General features: G+C 65.3%; 16 protein-coding genes. 10 read left to right on the forward strand and 6 right to left on the reverse strand.

Annotated elements, in window-relative coordinates:
* Positions 1-96: 96 nt before the first annotated feature.
* Genes cysQ through JIP62_RS06730 form a run of 7 tightly spaced genes read left to right on the forward strand, consistent with a single transcriptional unit; the run spans position 97 to position 8,946 of the window.
* On the forward strand, positions 97-903 hold the full coding sequence (cysQ, locus tag JIP62_RS06700; protein WP_201104165.1) for a 3'(2'),5'-bisphosphate nucleotidase CysQ: 807 nt from the start codon (positions 97-99) through the stop codon (positions 901-903).
* A complete protein-coding gene (gene cysD, locus JIP62_RS06705; RefSeq protein ID WP_201104167.1) occupies positions 900-1,847 on the forward strand; it encodes a sulfate adenylyltransferase subunit CysD in 948 nt (315 codons plus the stop codon). Before cysQ ends, cysD begins: the two co-directional genes overlap by 4 nt.
* Positions 1,847-3,736 (forward strand): sulfate adenylyltransferase subunit CysN, encoded by a 1,890-nt coding sequence (cysN, locus tag JIP62_RS06710; RefSeq protein ID WP_201104169.1) that lies wholly within the window; start codon positions 1,847-1,849, stop codon positions 3,734-3,736. Before cysD ends, cysN begins: the two co-directional genes overlap by 1 nt.
* A 10-nt stretch (positions 3,737-3,746) precedes the next feature.
* The gene (locus tag JIP62_RS06715; RefSeq protein WP_201104171.1) at positions 3,747-5,003 is read left to right on the forward strand and encodes a hypothetical protein; all 1,257 of its coding nucleotides are present in this window, start codon (positions 3,747-3,749) and stop codon (positions 5,001-5,003) included.
* An 11-nt stretch (positions 5,004-5,014) separates the two neighbouring features.
* Complete coding sequence (locus tag JIP62_RS06720) at positions 5,015-6,253, forward strand: cytochrome P450 (RefSeq protein ID WP_201104172.1); 1,239 nt, start codon at positions 5,015-5,017, stop codon at positions 6,251-6,253.
* A 4-nt stretch (positions 6,254-6,257) separates the two neighbouring features.
* Complete coding sequence (locus JIP62_RS06725; protein WP_201104174.1) at positions 6,258-7,547, forward strand: sulfotransferase family protein; 1,290 nt, start codon at positions 6,258-6,260, stop codon at positions 7,545-7,547.
* A 10-nt stretch (positions 7,548-7,557) separates the two neighbouring features.
* On the forward strand, positions 7,558-8,946 hold the full coding sequence (locus JIP62_RS06730; protein ID WP_201104176.1) for a DUF1254 domain-containing protein: 1,389 nt from the start codon (positions 7,558-7,560) through the stop codon (positions 8,944-8,946).
* A gap of 3 nt (positions 8,947-8,949) precedes the next feature.
* Here JIP62_RS06730 and JIP62_RS06735 read toward each other — a convergent pair whose 3' ends face one another.
* Positions 8,950-9,765 (reverse strand): SDR family NAD(P)-dependent oxidoreductase, encoded by an 816-nt coding sequence (locus tag JIP62_RS06735; RefSeq protein WP_201104178.1) that lies wholly within the window; start codon positions 9,763-9,765, stop codon positions 8,950-8,952.
* Between the two features lie 273 nt (positions 9,766-10,038).
* Here JIP62_RS06735 and JIP62_RS06740 point away from each other — a divergent pair, with 273 nt between their 5' ends.
* Positions 10,039-12,363, forward strand: a complete 2,325-nt coding sequence (locus tag JIP62_RS06740) for a TonB-dependent receptor (RefSeq protein ID WP_201104180.1) — start codon at positions 10,039-10,041, stop codon at positions 12,361-12,363.
* Between the two features lie 134 nt (positions 12,364-12,497).
* Entirely contained in the window at positions 12,498-14,744 is a 2,247-nt protein-coding gene (locus JIP62_RS06745; RefSeq protein ID WP_201104181.1) for an arylsulfatase, read from the forward strand.
* 45 nt (positions 14,745-14,789) lie between these two features.
* Here JIP62_RS06745 and JIP62_RS06750 read toward each other — a convergent pair whose 3' ends face one another.
* Genes JIP62_RS06750 through JIP62_RS06760 form a run of 3 tightly spaced genes read right to left on the reverse strand, consistent with a single transcriptional unit; the run spans position 14,790 to position 18,463 of the window.
* On the reverse strand, positions 14,790-15,716 hold the full coding sequence (locus tag JIP62_RS06750) for a TauD/TfdA dioxygenase family protein (RefSeq protein ID WP_201104183.1): 927 nt from the start codon (positions 15,714-15,716) through the stop codon (positions 14,790-14,792).
* Between the two features lie 9 nt (positions 15,717-15,725).
* A complete protein-coding gene (locus JIP62_RS06755; RefSeq protein ID WP_201104185.1) occupies positions 15,726-17,120 on the reverse strand; it encodes an acyl-CoA reductase in 1,395 nt (464 codons plus the stop codon).
* Positions 17,117-18,463 carry a hypothetical protein gene (locus tag JIP62_RS06760; protein ID WP_201104187.1) on the reverse strand — a complete coding sequence of 449 codons (1,347 nt, stop codon included), beginning with the start codon at positions 18,461-18,463 and terminating at the stop codon, positions 17,117-17,119. Before JIP62_RS06760 ends, JIP62_RS06755 begins: the two co-directional genes overlap by 4 nt.
* A 103-nt stretch (positions 18,464-18,566) precedes the next feature.
* Here JIP62_RS06760 and JIP62_RS06765 point away from each other — a divergent pair, with 103 nt between their 5' ends.
* Entirely contained in the window at positions 18,567-19,571 is a 1,005-nt protein-coding gene (locus tag JIP62_RS06765) for a GlxA family transcriptional regulator (RefSeq protein WP_201104188.1), read from the forward strand.
* Here JIP62_RS06765 and JIP62_RS06770 read toward each other — a convergent pair.
* Together JIP62_RS06770 and JIP62_RS06775 are read right to left on the reverse strand one after the other, a co-directional pair.
* Positions 19,561-20,805 carry an MFS transporter gene (locus JIP62_RS06770; protein ID WP_201104190.1) on the reverse strand — a complete coding sequence of 415 codons (1,245 nt, stop codon included), beginning with the start codon at positions 20,803-20,805 and terminating at the stop codon, positions 19,561-19,563. The genes JIP62_RS06765 and JIP62_RS06770 overlap by 11 nt on opposite strands.
* A 45-nt stretch (positions 20,806-20,850) precedes the next feature.
* Positions 20,851-22,011 (reverse strand): sulfotransferase family protein, encoded by a 1,161-nt coding sequence (locus JIP62_RS06775; RefSeq protein ID WP_201104192.1) that lies wholly within the window; start codon positions 22,009-22,011, stop codon positions 20,851-20,853.
* Positions 22,012-22,146: the final 135 nt, after the last annotated feature.

Consider the following 22,146-nt stretch of genomic DNA (forward strand, 5'->3'; position numbering starts at 1 on the left):
GCAGCCGCGATCACCGACTGGAGCCCCGCATTGGCCCTCGCCCCTCGAACCCAGAAAATACTACACTGGTTTAGTAATCAGGACGACGAGGCGACAATGCTTGACCGATTGGTGGCTATCGCGAGCGAGGCCGGGGCGGTGATTCTGGACATCTACGGCCGTGCCGACGTGGGCGCGACGGACAAGGGCGACGGTTCGCCCGTGACCCTGGCCGATGACGCCGCCGAGGCTGTGATCCTAGCTGCCCTGGCGCGGGACTTTCCGGACGTCCCCGTGGTGGCTGAGGAGGCCGTGGCTGCTGGCCAGTGCCCGGACGTCGGCCATCGCTTCTTCCTGGTCGATCCGCTGGATGGCACCAAGGAGTTCATCAGCCGCAACGGCGAGTTCACCGTCAACATCGCCCTGGTCGAGGATGGCCAGCCGGTTGCGGGGGTCGTCTATGCCCCCGCGCTGGGCCTGATGTATGCGGGCGACCGGAATGGCGCGCGGATCAGCCGGTCTGACGACGGGGTGTTCTGCGACTGGACGCCTCTGGCCGCCAGCCCTGCGCCGGCCGCGGGCCTGAAGGTCGTGGCCAGCCGCAGTCACATGGGGGCCGAGACCAGCGACTATCTGGCCGGGTTCGAGGTCGCGGACCTGGTGTCGGCCGGATCGTCTTTAAAGCTGTGCAAGGTCGCAGCGGGCGAGGCAGACCTCTATCCCCGCCTGGGCCGAACCATGGCCTGGGATATCGCGGCGGGCGACGCCGTCTTGCGCGCCGCCGGTGGCATGGTCCGTTGCATGCAGGGGCGTCCGTTCAGCTATCATCTGTCGCGCGTGCCCGGTGACACCGCATTCGCCAATCCCTGGTTCGTCGCGTCCGGCGCGTTCGATCCCGCCGACCTGAAGAAGCCAACCGCATGACCGCCGCTTCCCTGATCCAGCCTGCGCCACCGCCGCTCAGCCGCGAGCGCCTGACGCATCTGCAACAGCTGGAGGCCGAGAGCATCCACATCATGCGCGAGGTCGTGTCCGAGACCGAGCGGCCGGTGATGCTGTATTCGATCGGCAAGGACTCTGCGGTGATGCTGCATCTGGCGGCCAAGGCCTTCTATCCTTCGCCGCCGCCCTTTCCCCTGATGCACGTGGACACGACCTGGAAATTCCGGGCGATGTACGACCTGCGCGAGCGGATGGCCCGGCAGCTGGGCATGGAGCTGCTGGTCTGGACCAATCCAGAGGCCGTGGCGCGCGGCATCAACCCGTTCGATCACGGATCGGCGGTGCATACCGACATGTGGAAGACCGAGGGCCTGAAGCAGGCGCTGGACCATCACGGCTTTACCGCGGCCTTTGGCGGGGCACGCCGTGACGAGGAGAAGTCGCGGGCCAAAGAGCGGATCTTTTCGTTCCGCTCGGCCGGTCACCGCTGGGACCCCAAGAGCCAGCGGCCCGAGCTTTGGAACCTCTACAACACCCGCACGGCGCCGTCAGAGACCATCCGGGTGTTCCCCATCTCCAACTGGACCGAGCTGGACATCTGGCAATACATCCACCTGGAGAACATCCCGATCGTGCCGCTGTATTTCGCGGCACCCCGCCCGGTGGTCGAGCGGGACGGCACGCTGATCATGGTCGATGACGACCGCATGCCCCTGCGCGACGGCGAGGTGCCCCAGGTCCGGTCGGTGCGGTTCCGCACCCTGGGCTGCTATCCCCTGACCGGGGCGGTCGAGAGCACGGCCGACACCCTGCCTGCCATCATTCAGGAAATGCTGCTGACCACCACCTCGGAGCGTCAGGGCCGGATGATCGACCACGATCAGTCCGCCTCGATGGAGAAGAAGAAGCAGGAAGGCTATTTCTGATGGCGCATCAATCCGAACTGATCGCCGCAGACATCGAGGCCTATCTGCAGGCGCACCAGACCAAGTCGCTGCTAAGGTTCATCACCTGCGGCTCGGTCGACGACGGCAAGTCCACTCTGATCGGTCGACTGCTGTACGATTCCAAGATGGTCTTCGAGGACCAGATGGCCCAGCTGGAGGCCGACTCGCGCCGCATCGGCACCCAGGGCGGAGAGATCGACTTTGCCCTGCTGGTCGATGGGCTGGCGGCCGAGCGGGAACAGGGCATCACCATTGATGTGGCCTATCGGTTCTTCTCGACCGAGACGCGGAAGTTCATCGTCGCCGACACCCCCGGACACGAGCAGTACACCCGCAACATGGTGACCGGCGCCTCCACCGCCGAGGCCGCCGTCATCCTGATCGATGCGCGCAAGGGGGTGCTGACCCAGACGCGTCGGCACAGCTATCTGGTGTCACTGCTGGGCATCCGGCACGTCGTTCTGGCGGTCAACAAGATGGACCTGATCGGCTGGGATCAGGCGGCCTTCGACGTCATCGTCGCCGAATACAGGACTTTTGCCGCATCGGTCGGGCTGAATGCGGTCACGGCCATCCCCATCTCGGGCCTGAAGGGCGACAATATCGCTTCGCGCAGCGAGGCCACCCCCTGGCACGACGGCCCGACCCTGATGGAATGGCTGGAGGCGGTGGACGTAGGCCAGGATGGCCGCGACGCCCCGTTCCGTATGCCGGTGCAATGGGTCAATCGTCCGAACCTGGACTTCCGCGGTTTTTCCGGCCTGATCGCGGCCGGCACCATCAAGCCCGGCGACCGGGTCAAGGTCCTGCCCTCGGGCCGTCAGAGCACGGTGTCGCGGATCGTCGTGATGCCGGGAGACCTGGACCAGGCGGTGGTCGGACAGTCGGTCACCCTGACCCTGGCCGATGAAGTCGACGTCTCGCGCGGCGACCTGCTGGTGGCTGCTGACAGCCCCTGTGAGGTCGCCGATCAGTTCGAGACCACCATAGTCTGGATGGACGACGAGCCGATGCCGCCGGGCCGGCCCTATCTGCTCAAGATCGGAGCCCGCACCGTCACGGCGCAGCTGACCGAGATCAAGCACAAGGTGAACGTCAACACGATGGAGAAGCTGGCCGCCAAGCGGCTGGAGCTGAACGAGATCGCCGTCTGCAACCTGTCGCTGGACCGGGCCATCCCGTTCGAGGCCTATGCCGACAATCGCGACCTGGGCAGCTTCATCCTGATCGACAAACTGTCCAACCGGACGGTGGCGGCGGGTCTGATCCATTTCCACCTGCGCCGCGCCGACAACATCCACTGGCAGGCGGTTGACGTGGACAAGACCGCGCGGGCCGCGATCAAGGGCCAGAAGGGCCGGGTCGTCTGGCTGACGGGCCTTTCCGGGGCGGGCAAGTCGACCATCGCCAATCTGGTCGACAAGAAGCTGCACGCCCTGGGCCGTCACTCCTATCTGCTGGATGGAGACAACGTCCGCCACGGCCTGAACCGCGACCTGGGCTTTACCGAAGAAGACCGCGTCGAGAACATCCGCCGGGTCGCCGAGGTGGCGCGTCTGATGGCCGATGCCGGCCTGATCGTCGTGACCGCCTTCATCTCGCCCTTCCAGGCCGAACGCCAGATGGCACGCGATCTGATGGAGCCCGGCGAGTTCATCGAGGTCTTCGTGGACACGCCCCTGTCCGTGGCCGAGCAGAGGGACGTGAAGGGGCTGTATCAGAAGGCCCGCGCCGGTCAGCTGAAGAACTTCACCGGCATCGACAGTCCCTATCAGGCGCCCGAGCATCCCGAACTGCGGATCGACACCACAGCCATGACCGCCGTGGATGCCGCAGAGGCGATCGTCAGCCTGCTGATCGAAAGCTGAGGGACCTGTCATGGCCAAGCCCTCCATCCTCAACGGACCGGACCAGATCGCCATGGAGAGGGCTGCGGTGGAGGTTTTCAGCCATCCAGACGTCCAGGCGGCGATGGCGGCCAAGCGCGCCGCCTTTGAAACCCACCCCCTGGCCAAGACCCCGGCCGGGCGGGCGACGATCGACCTGAACCTGGAAGAGATGGCGTTCAGCGCGGTCGTGTCGGTCGTGGCGATGGACGTCAGCCGGACCCTGCCGTTCTGGACGCTGAACCTGCCGCATCGTCGCGGGGATGTCGCGGTGCCAGGCACCCGCCACGGGGTCGACAATCCGGACAACATCTATCGGGTCATGGCCGTCGACGACGTGAATACGTTCCGGGTCGAAGGTCAGGTTCATGATCGGCCTGGGGCGGACGTCAGCTTCACCCTGTTCAACCACTATCCGGGCGCAGGTGCCGACAGCCAGTCGCAGGGGCTGCTGCTGCTGGCCCAGCTGGACACGGACGACGAGGGCCGGTTTGCCTTCACCGTGGGGCCAGAGGACGCCGATGGTCGGACGAACCACATTCGGACTCAGCCCGGTCAGGCCCGCCTGATCTTCGTGCGAGACTCGCTTCAGGACTGGGGGGCCGAGACCCCGGTGTCGCTGTCCATCAAACGTATCGCCGGGCCGGGCGCAGTAGTGCCCACCCAACAGAATCAGGTCGCTGCGGCCGTGAAGGCGGTGGGTATCTCGATCGACTATTGGCTGCGCCTGATGCCGCAGTGGTTCGGCACGCCCTTCAATGAGATCGGCAAGGGGCGGACCAAGAATTTCTCCTACACCCAACAGGCCACCAGCGAGGCGCGGTTCCGGCTTTCGCCGGACGAGGCCCTGATCGTGACCGTCGATCCGTCTCAGGCGACCTATCTGGGCATCCAGCTGGCCGATCCCTGGGGAGCCTCGATCGACTATGCCGCGCACACTTCAAGCCTCAATCAGCATCAGGCCCACATCTCGGACGACGGGACGCTGACCTATGTCCTGTCCCTGTTCGATCCCGGGGTCTGGAACTGGCTGGATCCCGGCGATCTGGAGCAGGGCACCATGCTTCACCGCTGGCAGGGCCTGCCCGCAGGTGGCTTCGACAGTGAGCGGTCTGTGCGCTCGGCCCGTGTCGTGTCGCGGGCGCAGCTCAACGACGCCCTGCCGTCCGGCATGCGACGCACGACGCCGTCCGAACGGGCCCGTCAGCGCGCCGTCCGCGCCGCGCAACTGGCCCGGCGCTTCGAATAGCAGAGGCCTTGATGACCCAAGCCGTCGAATTCGATCCATTCTCGCCCGAGGCCCTGGCCGATCCGGGGACGGCCTATGGCGCGCTGAGAGCCGCCTGTCCCTTTCATCATCGCCCTGCGGACGGCACCAATCCGGACTTTTATGTCCTGAGCGACCATGCCGAAATCCGCTCGGAGGTCCTGGCCGACAATCCGATCTGGTCTTTCCGCTTCGGCAACGCGATGAAGGATTCCATCAGCGACATCGGCTTCAAGACGGACGGGGCCTTTCACGCGGCCTTCCGGCAAGTTGTCCAGAGGGGCCTGACACCCCCGGCCGTCCGGGCCCTGCGCCCCCGCATCGAGGCCATCGTCGATGAATGCATCGATGTCATGTTGGCCATTCCCGGCGGCCGGGGCGACTTCTACACACTGCTGGCCCTGCCCCTGCCGGCGCGGATGATGTGCCTGATGCTGGGCGCGCCCGAGGCGGATTATCAGAACTACAAGCGCTGGAGCGACACCCTGCAGTTCCTGACCTTCGGCGATCCCCAGCCGGGGTCTTACGAGACGGTGCTGAAGGAGATCTATCCGCATTTCACGGCCCTGATCGAGGCGCGCCGGGCCCTGCTGGCCCAGGCGGGGATCGAGGAACCCGACCTGACGCATCTGGGCAGTGTTCTGCCAGACGACTTCATGTCCCGCGCCCTGATTTCGACCGTCGAGGGGCGGCGGCTGACGCATGAGGAGATCCTGAACATCTGCCTGGCCTTCCTGACCGGCGGCCAGGAAACGACCACCAATCTGATTGGCCACCTGATGCGTCGTCTTCTGGAAGATCCAGAAAGGTGGGAGAAGCTGAAGGCCGAGCCGGACCTGATCGACAACGCCGTCGAGGAATCCCTGCGGTTCGATCCGCCGGTCCTGGCTCATTTCCGCACCGGTCTGCAGCCTACGACGGTCCATGGACTGGACGTGCCGGAGCGAGCCAAGCTGATGTTCTCCATCTGCGGGGCGAACCGCGATCCGAGCGTCTTTCCGGATCCGGACACCTTCCGCATCGACCGTCCCCTGCCGCAGGCGAAACAGCATCTGTCGTTCGGCGCGGGCGTCCACTTCTGCCTGGGCGCGCCGGTCGCGCGACTGGAGGCCAGGATCGTTCTGGAGAAGCTGATCGAACGGCTGCCGTCCTTGCGCCTGCTGGGCGTGGGCGAGCGGGTGCGGACCTGGATGTACTGGGGCCACACGGGCCTCGATGTGGCCTGGAACTGACCCGATGTTGAAGGCTTCTCCGCTGCCGCCCGCCGGGCAACTGACCCCCTATGGGCGCGCCCTGGCCTTTCCCGAACATACCGAGGCAGGCAAAGCGGCTCTGGCCGGGGCGACCGAACCGGCCCGTTCGATCGTGCTGTCGCCGGACGCGCTGAAAGCCGAGGCGATCCGTCGGACCGGGGGTCTGACCGACTTCGGCAAGGCGCCGCTGGACACGCCCCTGTCGATCCTGTGTGCGTCGCTGAACGAGGAAATCGAACTGCATGCCCTCGGCCGGGTGCAGGTGTTCAACCAGCTGGTCGGCCTATTGGTCCACCGGCTGAAGTTCGAGGACCTGTGGCGGCGGCATCCCGAGATTCTGGACCTGCCGGTCGAGCGGCCCATCATCGTGATCGGCCTGCCGCGCAGTGGGACCACCATCCTGCACCGGCTCTTGGCGCGCGACCCGGCCAAGCGGTTCTCGCCCTTCTGGGAGCAGGTCATGCCCCTGCCCGACGGTGATCCGGCGGCCCCGGCGCAGCCCGACTCTCGCCTGGAGCGGATGCGGCAGTCGCTGGCCATGCTGGACACGGTGGTGCCCGAACTGAAGACCATGCATGAGCTGACGGCCGAGGATCCGGACGAGGACATCAGCCTTCTGATCTTCGGTTTTGCCTCTCTGCAGTTCGAATGGAGCTATCGGGTTCCGGCCTTCAGCCGGTGGTATCGGTCGGCGGATCATACCGAGGGCTATCGCTATTTCCGGCGGGTGTTGCAGACCCTGACCTGGCTGCGGGGCGGCGATCGCTGGGTGCTGAAGGCCCCCCAGCATCTGGAGCAGCTAGGCCCGCTGCTGACCGTCTTTCCCGACGCAACCCTGGTGCAGACCCACCGCGATCCCGTCCCCGCCATCGTCTCGCTGAGCAGCCTCACGACCTACGGTGGCCGACGCTATTACGACCACCCCAACCCGCACGCCGTGGGTGCCGATATCGCCGCCATCGTCGAGCGGCTGCTGACCCGGGGCATGGCCGATCGGCCGGACGACGACCCCCGCTTCGTCGATATCCAGTTCACCGACCTGATTGCTGATCCCCTGGGCTGCGTGCGGCAAATCTATGCGGCGTCGGGCGACATCCTGAGCCCCGAGGCCGAGGCGGCCATGACGGCCTGGATTGCCGACAATCGCCAGGGCAAGCACGGAGGGCATGATTATGCGGCGGAGGACTTTGGTCTGGATGCCGGCGATCTTCGCCGCCGCCTGGGGGACTACCAGGCCCGCTTCGGCATCCCCACGGACAGGCGCTTTGCCTGAGGATCGCCACATGACCGGCCCCATAGACCCGGCCCTGAGCCAGGCCGAGATCACCGCCATCGCCGAGGCGGCCTATGTCTATGCCTTTCCAATGATGATCGCCTATGGCTTCTTTCATCGGCAGACGATGGGTCCGGATACACCGGAGAAGCAGGCGATCGGCCGCTTTACACATTTCCGGACGGTCAGCAGCCCGACGCTGAACAACACCATCCCCTGGATCAACACCGACACCCTCTATTCCGCAGCCTGGCTGGACCTGGGCACCGAGCCGGTGATCCTGACGACGCCTGAGTTTCCCGCGCACCGGTTCCAGAACGTCCAGGCGGCGGACTGGTACACGATGAATTTCTATACCCGCGGCACCCGCGATGTCGGCAACGGGGCGCGCACCACCTTGATCGCAGGACCGGATTGGAACGGGCCGCTTCCCGCGGGCATCGACGAGATCGTCCGCACCGAAAGCCGCATCATCAAGCTGTTCACCCGCGTGGTGATCGAGGTCCCGGGCGATGAAGCCTTTATCCACGCCCTTCAGGACCAGTATGTCCTGATGCCGCTCAGCACCTGGGCCGGGACACCCGCGCCGCCCGATGCGCCCGTCATCGAGTTTCCGGCCCCGCCCGCCTCTGGCCTGCGTGGAAGGGGTTTCTTCGAACAGCCCACCCCGGACTTCATCGCGACCTTCAACTTCCTGATGACCCTGGCCACCGTTCATCCGAACGAGGCGGCCCTGTTCCGGACCTTCGCGCGGATCGGTGCCGTTCCGGGTGCCGCCTTCGACGCTGCGGACCTGACGCCGGCCCAGACGCAGGCCGTACAGGCCGGTATCGACGCAGGCCTGGCGCGGATCGAAGATCGCCTGGCCCATCTCGACCCGCCTACCAACGGCTGGGTCTATCCGCTGGACCTGCGCGGCGATCGTGGGCGCCTGACGGGCAGCCCAGAGGCCTATCTCGCGCGGGCGGTGGGGGCTCGCTACGCCATCTGGGGACCGGGGGCCGAGGAGGTCGTCTATATGGTGGCCGACTTCGATGCCGAAGGCGAACCGCTGGACGGCACAGACGCCGCCTATGAGATCCGGTTCGACCGGGCACCGCCGGTCACCGGCTTCTGGTCCTATACCGTCTATGATGCCCAGACGCGGCTGCTGGTCCCCCACCCCTCCGGCCGGTACAAGCGGGGCGACCGCGACCGAGACATCAACCGCGATGCCGACGGCGGTTTCAGCCTGTTGCTTCAGAACACGCCGCCCCCCGAAGGGCGCCTGGGCGACTGGCTGCCGGTTCCCAGAGGGCGTTTCCAGGTCGTGGGGCGACTGTATGGTCCGCACGCGGAACTGCTGGACAAGTCCTATGCTCCGCCGCCGCTCACGCGCCGTGCTGTCGTGTCGGATTGAGGCTCAGTCCGTGTAGGCGGTCGACTCCACCAGTTCGACGTGACGATCGTAGTCATATAGCCGCGCCTGAACTGCGTCCTTCACATATTTGCGGCCGTCGGCACCCAGAGCCAGGTGAATCGGTGGCTCGGCCATCCGCGACAGAGCCAGGATCGCCAGTCCGCCACGATCAGGATCGTTCGGAGCCGGAACCGCAGGCCGCTCCATGGACTGACGCAGTCGCTCGGTCGTTGAGGCATAATCGGCCAGAGGGCGAGCCGCCCATCGCATGCTGGAACCGCCGAAATTGGTCCGGAAGCCGCCGGGCTCCACCACCGTCACGCGGATGCCGAAAGGGGCCAACTCCTTGGCCAGAGCCTGGCTGAGACCGGTCACCGCGAACTTGGATGCGCTGTACAGACCCATGTTGGGAAAGCCACGCGCGCCGGCCACCGATCCGATGTTGATCACAACCCCGCCGCCCCGTGCTTTCAGGTGCGGGATCGCCGCCTGGGTCACGCGGAACGTGCCGAAGAAGTTGGTGTCCATCTGCGCCCTGGCCTCTGCCTCGCTGAGCTCTTCCAGCGCCCCGACCAGGCCATAGCCCGCGTTGTTGACCACCACGTCCAGCCCACCGGTGACCGCGACCGCTGCATCAACCGCAGGACGCACGGCGGCGGCGTCACAGACATCCAGTGCCATCGCATGAGCACGGCCGGGGGCGAGGGCCTCGAACGCCGCAAACTGGGCCGGATCGCGCAGGGTGCCGATCACCGTCTCGCCCGCATCCAGCGCCGCCCTGGCGATCGAGCGACCCAGGCCGCCAGAGACGCCGGTCACGAACCATGTCCTGGATACTGCCATCGTACCGTCCTCCCTGCCGGACCTGCGCGGCCCCTCACGATCAGGGTCGAGGTCCAAGGGGGACAGGTCCAGCCGTGCCGCAAAGGCAAAGCTTGCATATCGCCATGGCGATCAAGGCCCGGCGACGATAGGCAAAGGACGGGGCGTCGATATGCTCCCAATCGAATGAAAGCGTGCCGACAGAGTGCGCCTCATCGCCGGTCCGACTGCGGGCCGACAGGGACAACATCAGGAAGGGGAAGTTACAGAATGGCTTTCAACAACACATGGCGCACGCTCGCCCTGGTCACCAGCGCCCTGTGCGCGATGCCGGCCGTAGCGACCGCTCAGAGCGCTCCACAAAGCGAACCCGAAGCCAGTAACGTGGACGACATCATCGTCACGGCGCGCCGCCGTGAAGAGCGGCTTCAGGACGTGCCGCTGGCGGTGACTGCTGTCTCGACCGAGTCCCTGGAACGCGCCAACATCACGACGGTATCCGGCCTGCGGACCCAGGCACCTTCACTGGTAATCACGCCGGGCGTGGGAGCCAACAAAAACACCCCGACCTTTGCCATTCGCGGCCAGAGCCAGCAGGAACTGACCATCCTGGCCGACCCGTCGGTCTCGCTCTACATCGGCGACATCGTCGCCCCGCGATCCCAGGGGGCCAACGGCGGCCTGTTCGATCTCGCCTCCGTTCAGGTGCTCAAGGGCCCGCAGGGCACACTGTTCGGCCGCAACTCCACGGGCGGCATTGTTCAGCTGATCCCCAACGCCCCCACCGGCACCTTTGGAGGCTCCGTCGGCGTAACGGTCGGCAATTTCGGGACCCTCAACAGCGAACTGGCCCTGAATCTGCCGCTGACCGACACCCTGTGGGCGCGTCTGGCGATCGTCAACAACACCGACGACGGCTATCTGTATGACGTAAATCTGGGACGGAACGTCAACTTCACGGACAATCAGGGCCTGCGCTTCTCGCTGCGTTGGCTGCCGTCGGACACCATCACGAACACCTTGGTTGTGGATGCCTTCCACGCCGACGAGGGTGGATCGGGCGGCTATATCCGGGACGTCAACCCGGCCGGATCCTTCAACTCTGCCCCCGCACGCGCATCACGCAACTATCCGACGCTGGAATCCATGCTGGCCGACCAGCAGGCCCGCGGTAATCGCAGGACGGCCAGTGGCACACCGACCTTCTCGAAGGTCGATACGCTGACCATTGCCAATACGACCGTCTTCGAGCTGTCGGATTCCGTCTCGATCAAGAACATCCTCGGCTACCGCGACGTCAGTTCGCACAACTATGAGGACACCGACGGCCTGCCGATCCCGCTGCTGGAGATCGAGCGTCAGTTCGAGCAGGAGCAGTGGTCGAACGAGTTCCAGATCTTCGGCCAGACCGGAGCTCTGAACTGGATCGCCGGAGCCTATTACTTCACCGAAGAAGGCCTGGATTCCGGAACCAGCATTACCGGGGCCGTCGACCCTGGCCTGATCCAGCCCAGCAGCGTCTTCGCCTATCCGTCGTGGGCCGACACCCGCGTGGCGGCTGAAAACACCAGCTACGCCGTGTTCGCTCAGGGGACCTATGCCTTCGCCGGTGTTGAGGGTCTGTCGCTGACGGCCGGTATTCGTCAGAACTGGGACGAAAGAAGCGTCGTCGTCCAGAACAGGACCAACGCCGCCTGCCGCTTCACCACGGATGGTGACAACAATCCGGCAACGCCCGAAACGAACCCTGGCCTGGCCGGATGTTTCCTGCCGCTGTCGGCCGACTACAGCGAACCGACGTGGAACGTCAGCCTGGACTACAAGTTCGGCGACGGGAAACTGGCCTACATCGCCCATCGTCATGGTTACCGCACCGGGGGATTTGGAGCGCGTGCCGCCACCGAGGCGGGCCTGCAGCGGACCTTCCAGCCCGAGACGGTGGACGATGTCGAAGTCGGCGTTAAGGCGGACTGGCGCTTTGGCAACGGGGCCTTCCTGCGGACCAATCTGGCGGTCTTCTACGCCGACTATCAGGACATCCAGCGGCTTCTGACGGACCCGACCACCATTCCGATCACCACCGTCACGGTCAACGCCCAGCAGGCTTCCATCAAGGGCGGCGAGTTCGAGTTCCTGTTCCGTCCGGTTCAGTCGTTCGAGCTGTCGGGCTTCTGGTCCTACACGGACGCCGAGTTCGACGAGTTCATCGCGCCGGGCAATATCGACCTGAGCAGCTCGCCGTTCGCGCGCGCGCCCAAGAACGTCTACAGCCTCTCGGCCCGCTACACGCCGACCATTCCGGCAAACCTGGGCAGTGAGCTTTCGTTCGGTGCCAGCTGGTTCCACACCGACAGCTATGTCGACAACGACACCTTCAATGTGACGGCCATCAGCCCCGAGTACGAGTTGCTGAACCTGAACATGGATTGGCGCAACGTCTATGGCACCGACGCCTCGCTCGGCTTCTACATCAACAATGCGCTGGACGAAGAATACGACTTCGGCCTGCTGAACATCTACACCTCGCTTGGCTTCAACTCCCGGACGCCAGGCGATCCCCGGACCTATGGCGTGCGTCTGAAATACGAATTCTGATCTCGCGTCAGTCCGAAACCTTTGGGGGTGGTGGGTGTCCACCACCCCCTTCTTTTATTCCGGAAGCCCCACGGTGGCAGCGGCCGCCAGATGGCAAGAGGTCTAGAATGTCCGAACTTTCGAGGCGTGCGATCATGTCAGCCGTCGGACTGAGCAGTCTGTCGGCATCACTACCGGCCAGGGCCTCATCCGAGGCCGGGACCAAGAGCGCAGGCGCGGCGGACACGTCAGCCCCTGACGATGCGCCCAACGTCATCATCGTGCTGCTGGACGACCTCGGCTATGTCGACCTGGACTGCTATGGCGGCGAGATCGGCACGCCCAATATTGATGCGCTGGTGGCCCAGGGGGCGCTTTATACCAGTTTCCACACCACAGCCGTCTGCTCGCCGACCCGGGCCTCGCTGCTCACGGGCCTGAACCCCCACTCTGCCGGCATGGGTTGGCTGGCGGATGCCGATACCGGGACGCCCGGTTATCGCGGCGACCTGACCCGCCAGGCACCGACGATTGCAGAACATCTGAAGGCACGCGGCTGGAGCACCTATCACGTCGGCAAATGGCACGTGAACACGGTCAAGAACGACACCAACCTGGGCGACCCGGTGAACTGGCCGCTGCAACGGGGCTTCGAGCGCGCCTACTGGTTTCACGGCCATTCGTCAGACTATTTCCGTCCCGCCGAGTTCCGCGAAGGCAATACGACCATCGAGATCGAACCGTCGGACGACTATTACATCACCGACGATCTGACCGACCGCGCCATCGCTGACCTTCGGCGGCACAAGGCGATGTCGGACAAGCCGCTGTTCATGTATCTGGCCCACGCCGCGCCCCACACGCCTCTGCAGGCGCGGGCCGACGACATCGCGCGCCAGAAGGGCCGCTACGATCAGGGCTGGGACGTGATCCGCCAGCAGCGGCTGGAACGCCAGAAAGCCAGTGGCGTCGCTCCACAAGATGCCCGGCTGCCGGCGCGTGATCCCAATGTACTGGACTGGGACAGCCTGTCAGACGACGATCGACGCCTGCATGCCCGCTATCAGGAAGTCTATGCCGCTGTGGTCCAGCGTATCGACTGGAACATGGGCCGCCTTATGCAGGCGCTCGACGACCTGGGCATGGCCGACAACACGATCCTGATGGTCCTGTCCGACAACGGTGGCTCGCCCGATGCCGGACCGAACGGGACGCCCAATCTCCTGGCGGGAAGCGCCGGCGGCGTGACGGCCGAGAAGGCGCTGGCGATGATCGACGAGATCGGCAATGCCGATACCTGTCCGGGCTATTCCCTTGGCTGGGCCATGGCCTCGTGCACGCCGTTCAGGATGTACAAGCATCACACATTTGGAGGGGGTGTGTCTGACCCGCTGATCGTGCGCTGGCCGCGCGGGATCAAGACACACCAGCCCCGGCGTCAGTACATCCACGTGTGCGATGTGCTGCCCACCGTGCTCGAAGCGGCGGGTGTCGCCCCCCTGCCCGCCGAGAAGCCGATCGAAGGTCTCAGCTTTGCGTCCAGCTTTGCCGATGCGTCAGCGCAGGCAGTGCGCCGGGAACAGCATTACGAGATGACGGGCAAGCGCGCCTATCACGCCGATGGCTGGGAGATTGCCTCTACCCGCAACTATGGTCAGCCCCTGGAAACCGACCGGTGGGAGTTGTTCGACGCCCGTTCAGACTACAACCAGACCACAGATCTCTCCTCACAGTATCCGGAAAAGGTCGCCGATCTTGAAGCCCGCTGGTGGCAGGCGGCGCGTCGCGGCGACGTCTTGCCGCTGGATCTGCGGACCCAGGCGGAGCGATATTTCGCCTCTATCACCGAGGGCGGCGGCCAGTCGCAATGGCGGATCGTGCCACCGATGGAGCGGCTACTGGTACACGCCGCGCCTCAGCTTTTCGGTCGCTCTCACACGATCGAGGTCGCCCTGGCCGAGGGTGGCGTCGCGGACGGTGTCTTGGTGGCCTATGGCAATATGTTCCTGGGCTGTGCCCTGTATGTGAAGGACGGCCGGTTGATCTATGAGGCCCACGCGCGGCCCAACCGTTATGTCATCGAAGCCTCGACGCCCCTGGCCCCGGATGCACGGATCGTTCGTTTCGAATGCAAGATGATCCAGCGTCCGTTCCTGGGCTCCGCTACCCTGTCGGTCGACGGCGCGAAGGTCGGCGAGATCGTCCAGCGGCGCCTGTTCTTCGGGCGGCCCTATCAGGGCCTGGAGGTTGGCCGGAACGGGGCGACCCCGGTCAGCCTGAACTACACAGGGGCTTTCCCCTATCAGGGGCGGATCGACCATGTCGCCATCACCCTGGATACATCGGTCTACACCGATGAAGAGCAGGCTGCCCTGGCTGCCATGCTGGCGTCTCGGCGCTAGCGGGCCTGTCCGCCAAGGCCGCTGTTGCGGTCCTGGCGATCGATTTCAGCTCAGCTTGATCGAGGCATGACCTTCGGGGGCGACGAACAGCGGCGGGCGGTCGCCATAGGCGGGTGGAAGGCCCTGGGTCGAGATACGCAGCAGCCGGCGTCGCTTGCCGTCCTCGGCAGAATACTCGATCGGCGTGGCGCGGTGCAGGGTGGCCAGATTGTCCCAGATCAGGATGTCGCCCGCCTCAGCCTTGATGGCGCGGTTGAAGCGGGGGTGGACGGCGTGCGCCTTCAGTTCGTCCAGCAGGGCCTGGCCTTCGTCGTCGTCCAGTCCCTCTATCGCGAAAGGCGTACCGGCCACCGCATACAGGCTGCGTCGGCCGCTGACAGGGTGGGTGATGACCAGAGGGTGGACGGGGCGTTCGGCTGCCCGCTTGCGCGCACGCACTCCACCGTCGCGATCCTCGGCGTCGGGATCCAGCTTGATCGGCGTTTCGTCCGGCCCGCGCTTTCCACCGACCAGCATGTGACGGGCTTTCAGCCCGTCGATCCGATCGCGCATCGACTGCGGCAGCGCCTCATAGGCGGCGGTCAGATCGGTAAAGATCGTCTCACCGCCAGTAAGGGGAGCCTCAATCGCATAGAGCATGGTCGCGGCTCCCGGCACATATTCGTAGGATCCGTCCGTGTGCCAGAAGGAGGCCCCGTCCCTTCGGCCGGGGTCGTGGTCGGGTGAGTTGGAGATGGTGATCAGCGCCGGGAAGTCGGGGTCCAGGTCCTTGGTGAAGAAGAAGTCGATCGGCTGACCGAAGTGACGGCCGAACCGGTCGTACTCAGCGCGCGACAGGTCCTGATTCCGGATACGGATGACGTGATGTTCGGCCAGGGCGTCGACCAGGGCCTTGGCTTCGTCCGGCGTCAACCCGCGCAGATCGATGTCTGATACGTCTGCGCCGAAAGGCTCGTGGGGGGTGATCTTCATGGCGTGTCCTCAACCCTCGTCATTGACCCACCGGACAAACCGGTGAAGCGGATAAAAGCCGTCGTGCGGCAGGCCGACCTCGGGCGTGGCACTGCCCAAACTGACGATCCGCTGGGCACCCGCAGACGCCAGAATGTCTCGCAAACCTGACTTGCGTTCAGGGGGGTGGACACCCACCGTCTGGGTCGCGACCGTGACGTGCCGGGCGGCATCGGCCAACCGATCGACGGCGACGACATTGACCACCTTGCCCTCAGGATAGAAGTCGACAGCCTCGTCCGATCGGACAACCAGACCCCGACCCTCATAGCCGCCCCAGACGCGATAGAAGTCGGCCATGTCGCGCAGACCGTCGATCTCGTCCCGCAGGGCGCGGGGGATTGGTCGGGGCTCGGCCGAGGCGGACCGGCCCCCCGCGCCCAGATGGGCCTGCAACCGCTCGCAATAGCGGTCGACCTGATCCAAGGCCCCCTCCACGAACTGGAAGCGGCTGGCGGTGCAGGCCTCCTGGTTCATGATGGTGGCGTCATGAGCCCCCGCGACAGCGGCCGCTTCCAGCGTGGCTTCGCTCTCGAAAATTTCGCGCCCGATCAGTGAGATCGAGGTCTTGGGATCAAAGGCGACCAGTTCCAGCCCCGGCCCAACGTATTTCAGTGCGCCCCGGATGGTGCTCTCGCCGCCCCAGGCGATGATCTTGTCGAAATACTGGGGCCGGAACAGCAGGCCTTCGACCGCCTCGTCGCCCCCGCGCCAATAGGCGGCCGAGAAGCAGCGCGTCAGCGGATGGCCAGGTGCCGCCTCAGCCAGGGCGGCCAGGATGGCGGGGGCGCTGAACAGCTCGTTCGACGGCAGCTTCAGCAGGTGCACGCCCTTGGTCAGCGCCCCGCGGATCACGGTATTGGCTGCTACGCCGGGCGAGTTCCCCGCGATCACATGCAGCAAGCGGCAGGGGAAGGCGCGGACACGCGCCGGTCGGCCCGACGGCGTCGTCACCTCGCGCCAGCCATCCAGCAGATCCTTGCCGCCGATCTCCTGGGCGATCATGAACTCCATCGCCGGGCGGCTGAACATATGACCCAGATGAGCGAACGACCGCTCCACCAGATCACGGGGATAGAAGCCGGCCTCGACGCTGCGTTCCATGGCCTGGGCCAGCAGGCCCGAGCGGTCGCGTTTCAGCACCTCTCCGGTCTCGACCAGAATGTCTATGATTTCGTCCACCGGCACATCGGCGGCCGGGGACGGTGCCGGGCGCGGCCAGACCAGGGCCCCGACATCCAGCGGCGGGGTGACGAAACGGTTGGGGTCACGGCCGTATTCAGGGCCGTCACCCTCGATCACCACGCCCTTGACCACATGACGAATGCGCTGGACCGGCGCGAGGGTCGGAGTCATCGCGTTCATGCCGCCACCGCCCCGCGGATATAGGCATCGATGGTGCCCGCACAGCCGATGTGGTCGCTCTCGCCTGCCTGGGCATATCGGCTGATGGTGTCCAGGATCGTCGGGCCGGGTCGGCCGCACGGACAATCCTTGAAGTCGATCGTGACCTTGTCACCACTGATCAGCCCGCCCCAGCGGCCCTCGTACAACAGGTCGAGGAAGGCGAACCGCCCCTCCACCACCCCATCCACGCCGTCGTCGGCAGTCAGGCGGCGTTCCCCGTCACGATCCAGCAGCAGCCAAATCAGACCGGGCGGCCGGTGATAGCGCCCGCACTGACATTTGGGACAGGTCTGGGCCATCTCCGTCATGCCATAGGCATTGTTGCGAATGACCTTGCCGTAGAAGCGGTCGACTTGTTCGCGATAGTCTGCGGGCAGGGCGACGCCTTTCAGCCCGCCCCCCGCGCTGACCAGACTGTCGGGGTGAAAGCCGCCGTCAGGAATGCCCCGCGCACGGGCCCGCTCGATGATCGACATATGCTGGGCCCACAGTGCCGAGACCACGATCGGCTCGTGCCGGTGGGCCAGAATCTTGTCGACGAAGACATCCATGGCCGCGCTCATCCGCTCGCCCCGCGCGCGGGCCTCGGCCTGGGCTGCCTCGATCTCGGCCGGGGTGGCCGTGCCCTCGGCCATGCGCTGGTTCAGGGCCGCCGAGGCGCTGATGTCGGCCAGGCGCAGCGGCTCGTCGGTCAGGAAATGCGCCTCGCCGGGGCGCGCCCAGACGGCCGCCGAATTCTGGGCCGCCTCGATGGCGCTGTTGGGACCGCGCGACGGGCTGGTCAGAAAAACAACCCGGCTGTTGTCGGCCTTGACGAAGGGCCAGCCGCTCATGCGGCGATAGTGGCGTCGCTTCTTCTCGGCATCTTCGCGAGTGTGGTTCAGAAAGCTGACCTTGCCGCCCGATCCGCTGGTGGCCAGCACCATGTGACCGGCGGCGCGAAGCCGCTCCATCCAGTCGTCGACGTCGGTGACCCCTTCGACGTCCACATCCGTCACCTTGGCCACCGACAGGGTCTGCATCCATTGCAGCAGCCGGTCCCACCGCCCCTGAGCTACGAAGCTGGGCGGATAGGATTTGTAGGCCGTATGGGCGAACAGCAGGGGAACCAGATCATCAAGGGTGCGAATCTCGGTCACACCGCTGTCGTCGGCCCGGCGTCTGAGGACCGGAATCTGATCGCGACGTTCGACGAAAAGCTCGCGGGCGGCTTCCAGCTGGCGCGCCTCGATATCGGGCCAGGGACGATCGAACACGTCCTCATGCACCGCGCCATCCACCAGTTCGGACCTTGTCGACATGCCTGGACACTCCCGTTTTCTTTTGACGGTGAGCCTGGATGCGTCGATTGTGCAGAGGCGATTCAGACATTCGCATTGGTGAAACAGACACAGCCTGCACCCCATGCCGCGCATCGCCATCGTGATATCGGACGGTGTCCTGATGAGTGGCGTGTTCGAGATCGCCGACGCCCTCAGCCTGGCCAATCGCTATACGGATCAGCAGTATTCGGCGCGCGAGGACCTGCCTCCAACCTTGGAAGTGCGTCTGGCGTCGGCCGGCGGCGAACCTGTGCGTGCTGAGAACGGGCGTGTGCTGGCTGCGGACGAGGCCTTGCGGGGGTCGGCGTTCGACATGGTGCACGTCGCGCCGTTTGCCGTAGGCAGGCCAGAAGATCTGGGCGAGCGGCTGGCTGCCATGGCCGATGTCGTGGACTGGATCACCGAATGCGGCAGCGTCGGAACCCGTCTGGCGGCCAGCGGATCGGGCGTCGCCGTTCTGGCGCGGGCCGGGATTCTGAACGACGTCACCGTGCCGGTGGCCTGGTGGTTGGAGCGGCCGATGCGGCGGCTTTTCCCGCACCTGACCCTGGACCCCGAGCGGGCGATCACGGCGCACGACGCCGTTCTGCTGGCCGGGCGGCATGTGGCGGAGCCCGCCCTGGCGATCCGTATGGTCGAACAGTTGATGAGCCCCGATGTGGCCACCTGGATCGAGCGGATCAGTGGTGTGAATGCCTATCCGGATGGCCCCGATCCGGCGCATGTCTTCACCACCCTGGTGCTGAAGCCGGACGAGCTGGTGGCGCGTGCCGCCCACTGGCTGCAGCTTCGCTTCGCTCAGAAGCCTCAGATGGCGGACCTCTCCGCCGTCATGGCGGTGCACCCGCGAACCCTGAACCGCCGTTTCGTGGCCAGCCTGGGCATGACACCGGTCGAGTATCTGCAGCGGCTGCGGATCGAGGCGGCCAAACGGATGCTGGCACGTTCGGACCGGCGTGTGGACCGAATCGGCTATCTGGTCGGCTATGGAGATCCGGGTTTCTTCAAGGCCCTGTTCCGCAAGGCGACGGGCCTGACGCCGAGCGAATATCGTCGCCAGGTCCGCGAAGGGCTGATCAGTCCTTGACCGTACGGTCCAGCCCCGGATCCTCGGGATAGCGCCCCAGCAACAGATAGGCACCGGACGCCAGGGCAAACATGACGCCTGCGCCGATCAGCGCCTCATTGTATCCACCGAAGGTGTCATAGGCGAAGCCGAAGGCGATGCCCGCCACCGACGTGGCCACAGCGATGAACAGCACGCTCAAGCCATAGATGGCAGCGAAAGACTTCAGCCCGAAATACCGGGCGATGATGAAGGCGATCACGTCGATCTCGGCTCCCTGGGCTAGGCCGATCAGGACCAGACCGATCCCGGCCATCCAGACCGTCGGCTCGCTGGGCAAAAGCAGAGCGATGCCCAGCACCGGAAGGAGGGTGAAGGCACAGCCCACCGCCGGGGCCCAGATCCGATCCACCAGAATGCCGGTCGTCAGGGTGCCGGCCACGACCGACACGGCCAGCAAGGCGGCGAATTCCGCAGCCAGGCCCGGCTCCAGCCCCTTGCCGGTCAGCATGGGCTGCAGTTGCGACAGGATGCCGATGACCGGGCCATAGGTGAAGGCGGCGGCCAGGCAGACCAGCAGTATCTTGGGGTTCGACAGCAGCTTCAGCCACAGCCGCCAGTCTAGCAGAGCCGTCGGCTGGCCCTTGGCGTTCAGTTCGACGGCCTGGCGCTCATCCGAGACGAACAGCCAGCTGATGGGCAGGGCCACGAGGGCCGCCGCAGCCGCCAGCAGATAAAACCCAGCCTGCCAGCCATGGTCGGCGATGACCCGAAAAACCAGGATCGGCATGAAGGCCCCGGCCAGCGAATAGCCGATGCGAGATATGGCCAGGGCCGTGCCACGTGATTTCGAAAAGCGGCTGGCCACCGCACGGGTAAAGGCGATACCCGTCGTCCCCAGACCTGCGGCCACCAGAATGACGAAGGCAATCAGGAACAAGGTGTAATTGCCGCCTGTATTGGCAATCAGCACATAGCTCAGCGCCACCAGAGCCAGACAGGTGGTCAGGACCGGTCGGACTCCGACCCGATCGATCAAACGCCCGAACAAGGGGGCAATGAAGCTGGTGAAGAAGCTGAGGTGGAAGGCAAAGGCGATCTGGCCCCGGCTCCATCCGAACGCATCCTGCAACGGCTGAACGAACTGGCTTTGGGTGAAGGAAAACCCGCCATAGCCCAGGCCCATCGCCAGAAAGGTGCCGAACACCACCTTCCAATGCGCGCGCCACTCATCTCGGGTTGTCTGGGTGGTCATCGAGGCCTCGCGGAAAGATCTTGGGGAACGACGAATGGGACGCGGTCAGGCCGGGCGTTCAAGGCTGACGTTGAAGTCGCGGATATAGCCGCCCATGACGCGATCAATCCCGGCGTAGTCCAGGTCGAAGGCTTCCATCGAATAGCTGTGGCGCGGCCCCTTCGCATGGGCGGCACGGTCGGCATCCATATGGGCAGAGACGGCGGCGGCACGGTCGTCCGTGAACGGGACGCCGAACCGCTCATAGCATTTTCTCAGCGACGCCAGCGGGTCCGCCTGGACCTCCAGATAATGGGCATCGAAGAACTGCTCGGGATGCTGGTCCCGCACGGCCGCCACGCGCGCCATCGACTGGGATTGGCGGTCCAGCATGCCGAATGAACCGGCCGGGACATGGTCCGAGAACAGGCTGTGATTGACGGCCAGGTTATTGGACAGCGACGCCAGAACCTTGGCAGGATCACGGTGGCACAGGACCACCCCGGCATCAGGAAAGACCTCCAGCAGATCGGCCATCCACCAATCGTGGGCCGGGGTCTTCAGCACCCATCGATCGCGCTTGAATCGATGCTGAAGATGCTGAAGCGCCCGCTTCTGCTCTTCATAGACCGGCTTCATGTCGATGGAATACAGGAGCTTGGCGTAGTTAGGGACGGACCACCAGGCGGCGTAGTTGACCGTCAGCAGCGACATCTCCCACAGGAAATTGCACTCCTCGGGCCGTTCCGCCCCGAACGGGTGAATGCCCTGAATCTCTGGCGACATGAACCCTTCGAACGTCAGGGCCTCGTGGCAGGCGGCGATGCGCGGATCGGTGTCATAGGTCGCCTCCTGGGGCGGGGGCGATGGGAACATGATCTCCCACATCCGCGGCGAGCGGTTGGCCGGATCGGCGGCCAAGAGGTTGTGAAAGAAGGTCGAGCCTGCGCGCGGCAGTCCGGCCACAAAGATCGGACGCGTGATCGCCTCGTCGGCGATGGCGGCAAACCGCTTGCGGTCTTCGGCCAGGGCAAGCCGGCCTTTCAGATTATCCAAAAGACGCCGCCGCGCCCTCTGAACGCCAAGAGCATTTAAATTTGCGGTCTGGATCAGGTCCCGGCTGAGAACCTCCAGAGGCTCCCGGAACAGGTCGCCGCCCCAATCGGACAGGCCGGACTGCTCCTGTGCGTCGCGCATCAGAGTCCGGGCCTCGAGGGGATGTGACATTCCACGCTTCCTTCCTGGGGCGGCCGCTTTTGACGCGGCTCGTTCAGATCAGCCTATGGGTCCGGTGACGCCGCGTCACCCAGCGCAGCCGCAGGCATCGCGCCCGCGATACTGCCCGCCTGACGCTGGCACACC

Source organism: Brevundimonas vitisensis (assembly GCF_016656965.1).
In the GTDB taxonomy this organism is placed as follows: Bacteria; Pseudomonadota; Alphaproteobacteria; order Caulobacterales; family Caulobacteraceae; genus Brevundimonas; species Brevundimonas vitisensis.

Excerpts from the sequence above, each read along its gene's own strand:
- JIP62_RS06720 (WP_201104172.1), top strand. The coding sequence starts at position 5,015 with ATGACCCAAGCCGTCGAATTCGATCCATTCTCGCCCGAGGCCCTGGCC.
- JIP62_RS06765 (WP_201104188.1), top strand. The coding sequence starts at position 18,567 with ATGCCGCGCATCGCCATCGTGATATCGGACGGTGTCCTGATGAGTGGC.
- JIP62_RS06775 (WP_201104192.1), bottom strand. The coding sequence starts at position 22,011 with ATGTCACATCCCCTCGAGGCCCGGACTCTGATGCGCGACGCACAGGAG.
- JIP62_RS06745 (WP_201104181.1), top strand. The coding sequence starts at position 12,498 with ATGTCAGCCGTCGGACTGAGCAGTCTGTCGGCATCACTACCGGCCAGG.
- JIP62_RS06750 (WP_201104183.1), bottom strand. The coding sequence starts at position 15,716 with ATGAAGATCACCCCCCACGAGCCTTTCGGCGCAGACGTATCAGACATC.
- cysN (WP_201104169.1), top strand. The coding sequence starts at position 1,847 with ATGGCGCATCAATCCGAACTGATCGCCGCAGACATCGAGGCCTATCTG.
- JIP62_RS06760 (WP_201104187.1), bottom strand. The coding sequence starts at position 18,463 with ATGTCGACAAGGTCCGAACTGGTGGATGGCGCGGTGCATGAGGACGTG.
- JIP62_RS06770 (WP_201104190.1), bottom strand. The coding sequence starts at position 20,805 with ATGACCACCCAGACAACCCGAGATGAGTGGCGCGCGCATTGGAAGGTG.
- JIP62_RS06725 (WP_201104174.1), top strand. The coding sequence starts at position 6,258 with ATGTTGAAGGCTTCTCCGCTGCCGCCCGCCGGGCAACTGACCCCCTAT.
- cysQ (WP_201104165.1), top strand. The coding sequence starts at position 97 with ATGCTTGACCGATTGGTGGCTATCGCGAGCGAGGCCGGGGCGGTGATT.
- JIP62_RS06740 (WP_201104180.1), top strand. The coding sequence starts at position 10,039 with ATGGCTTTCAACAACACATGGCGCACGCTCGCCCTGGTCACCAGCGCC.
- JIP62_RS06715 (WP_201104171.1), top strand. The coding sequence starts at position 3,747 with ATGGCCAAGCCCTCCATCCTCAACGGACCGGACCAGATCGCCATGGAG.
- cysD (WP_201104167.1), top strand. The coding sequence starts at position 900 with ATGACCGCCGCTTCCCTGATCCAGCCTGCGCCACCGCCGCTCAGCCGC.
- JIP62_RS06755 (WP_201104185.1), bottom strand. The coding sequence starts at position 17,120 with ATGAACGCGATGACTCCGACCCTCGCGCCGGTCCAGCGCATTCGTCAT.
- JIP62_RS06730 (WP_201104176.1), top strand. The coding sequence starts at position 7,558 with ATGACCGGCCCCATAGACCCGGCCCTGAGCCAGGCCGAGATCACCGCC.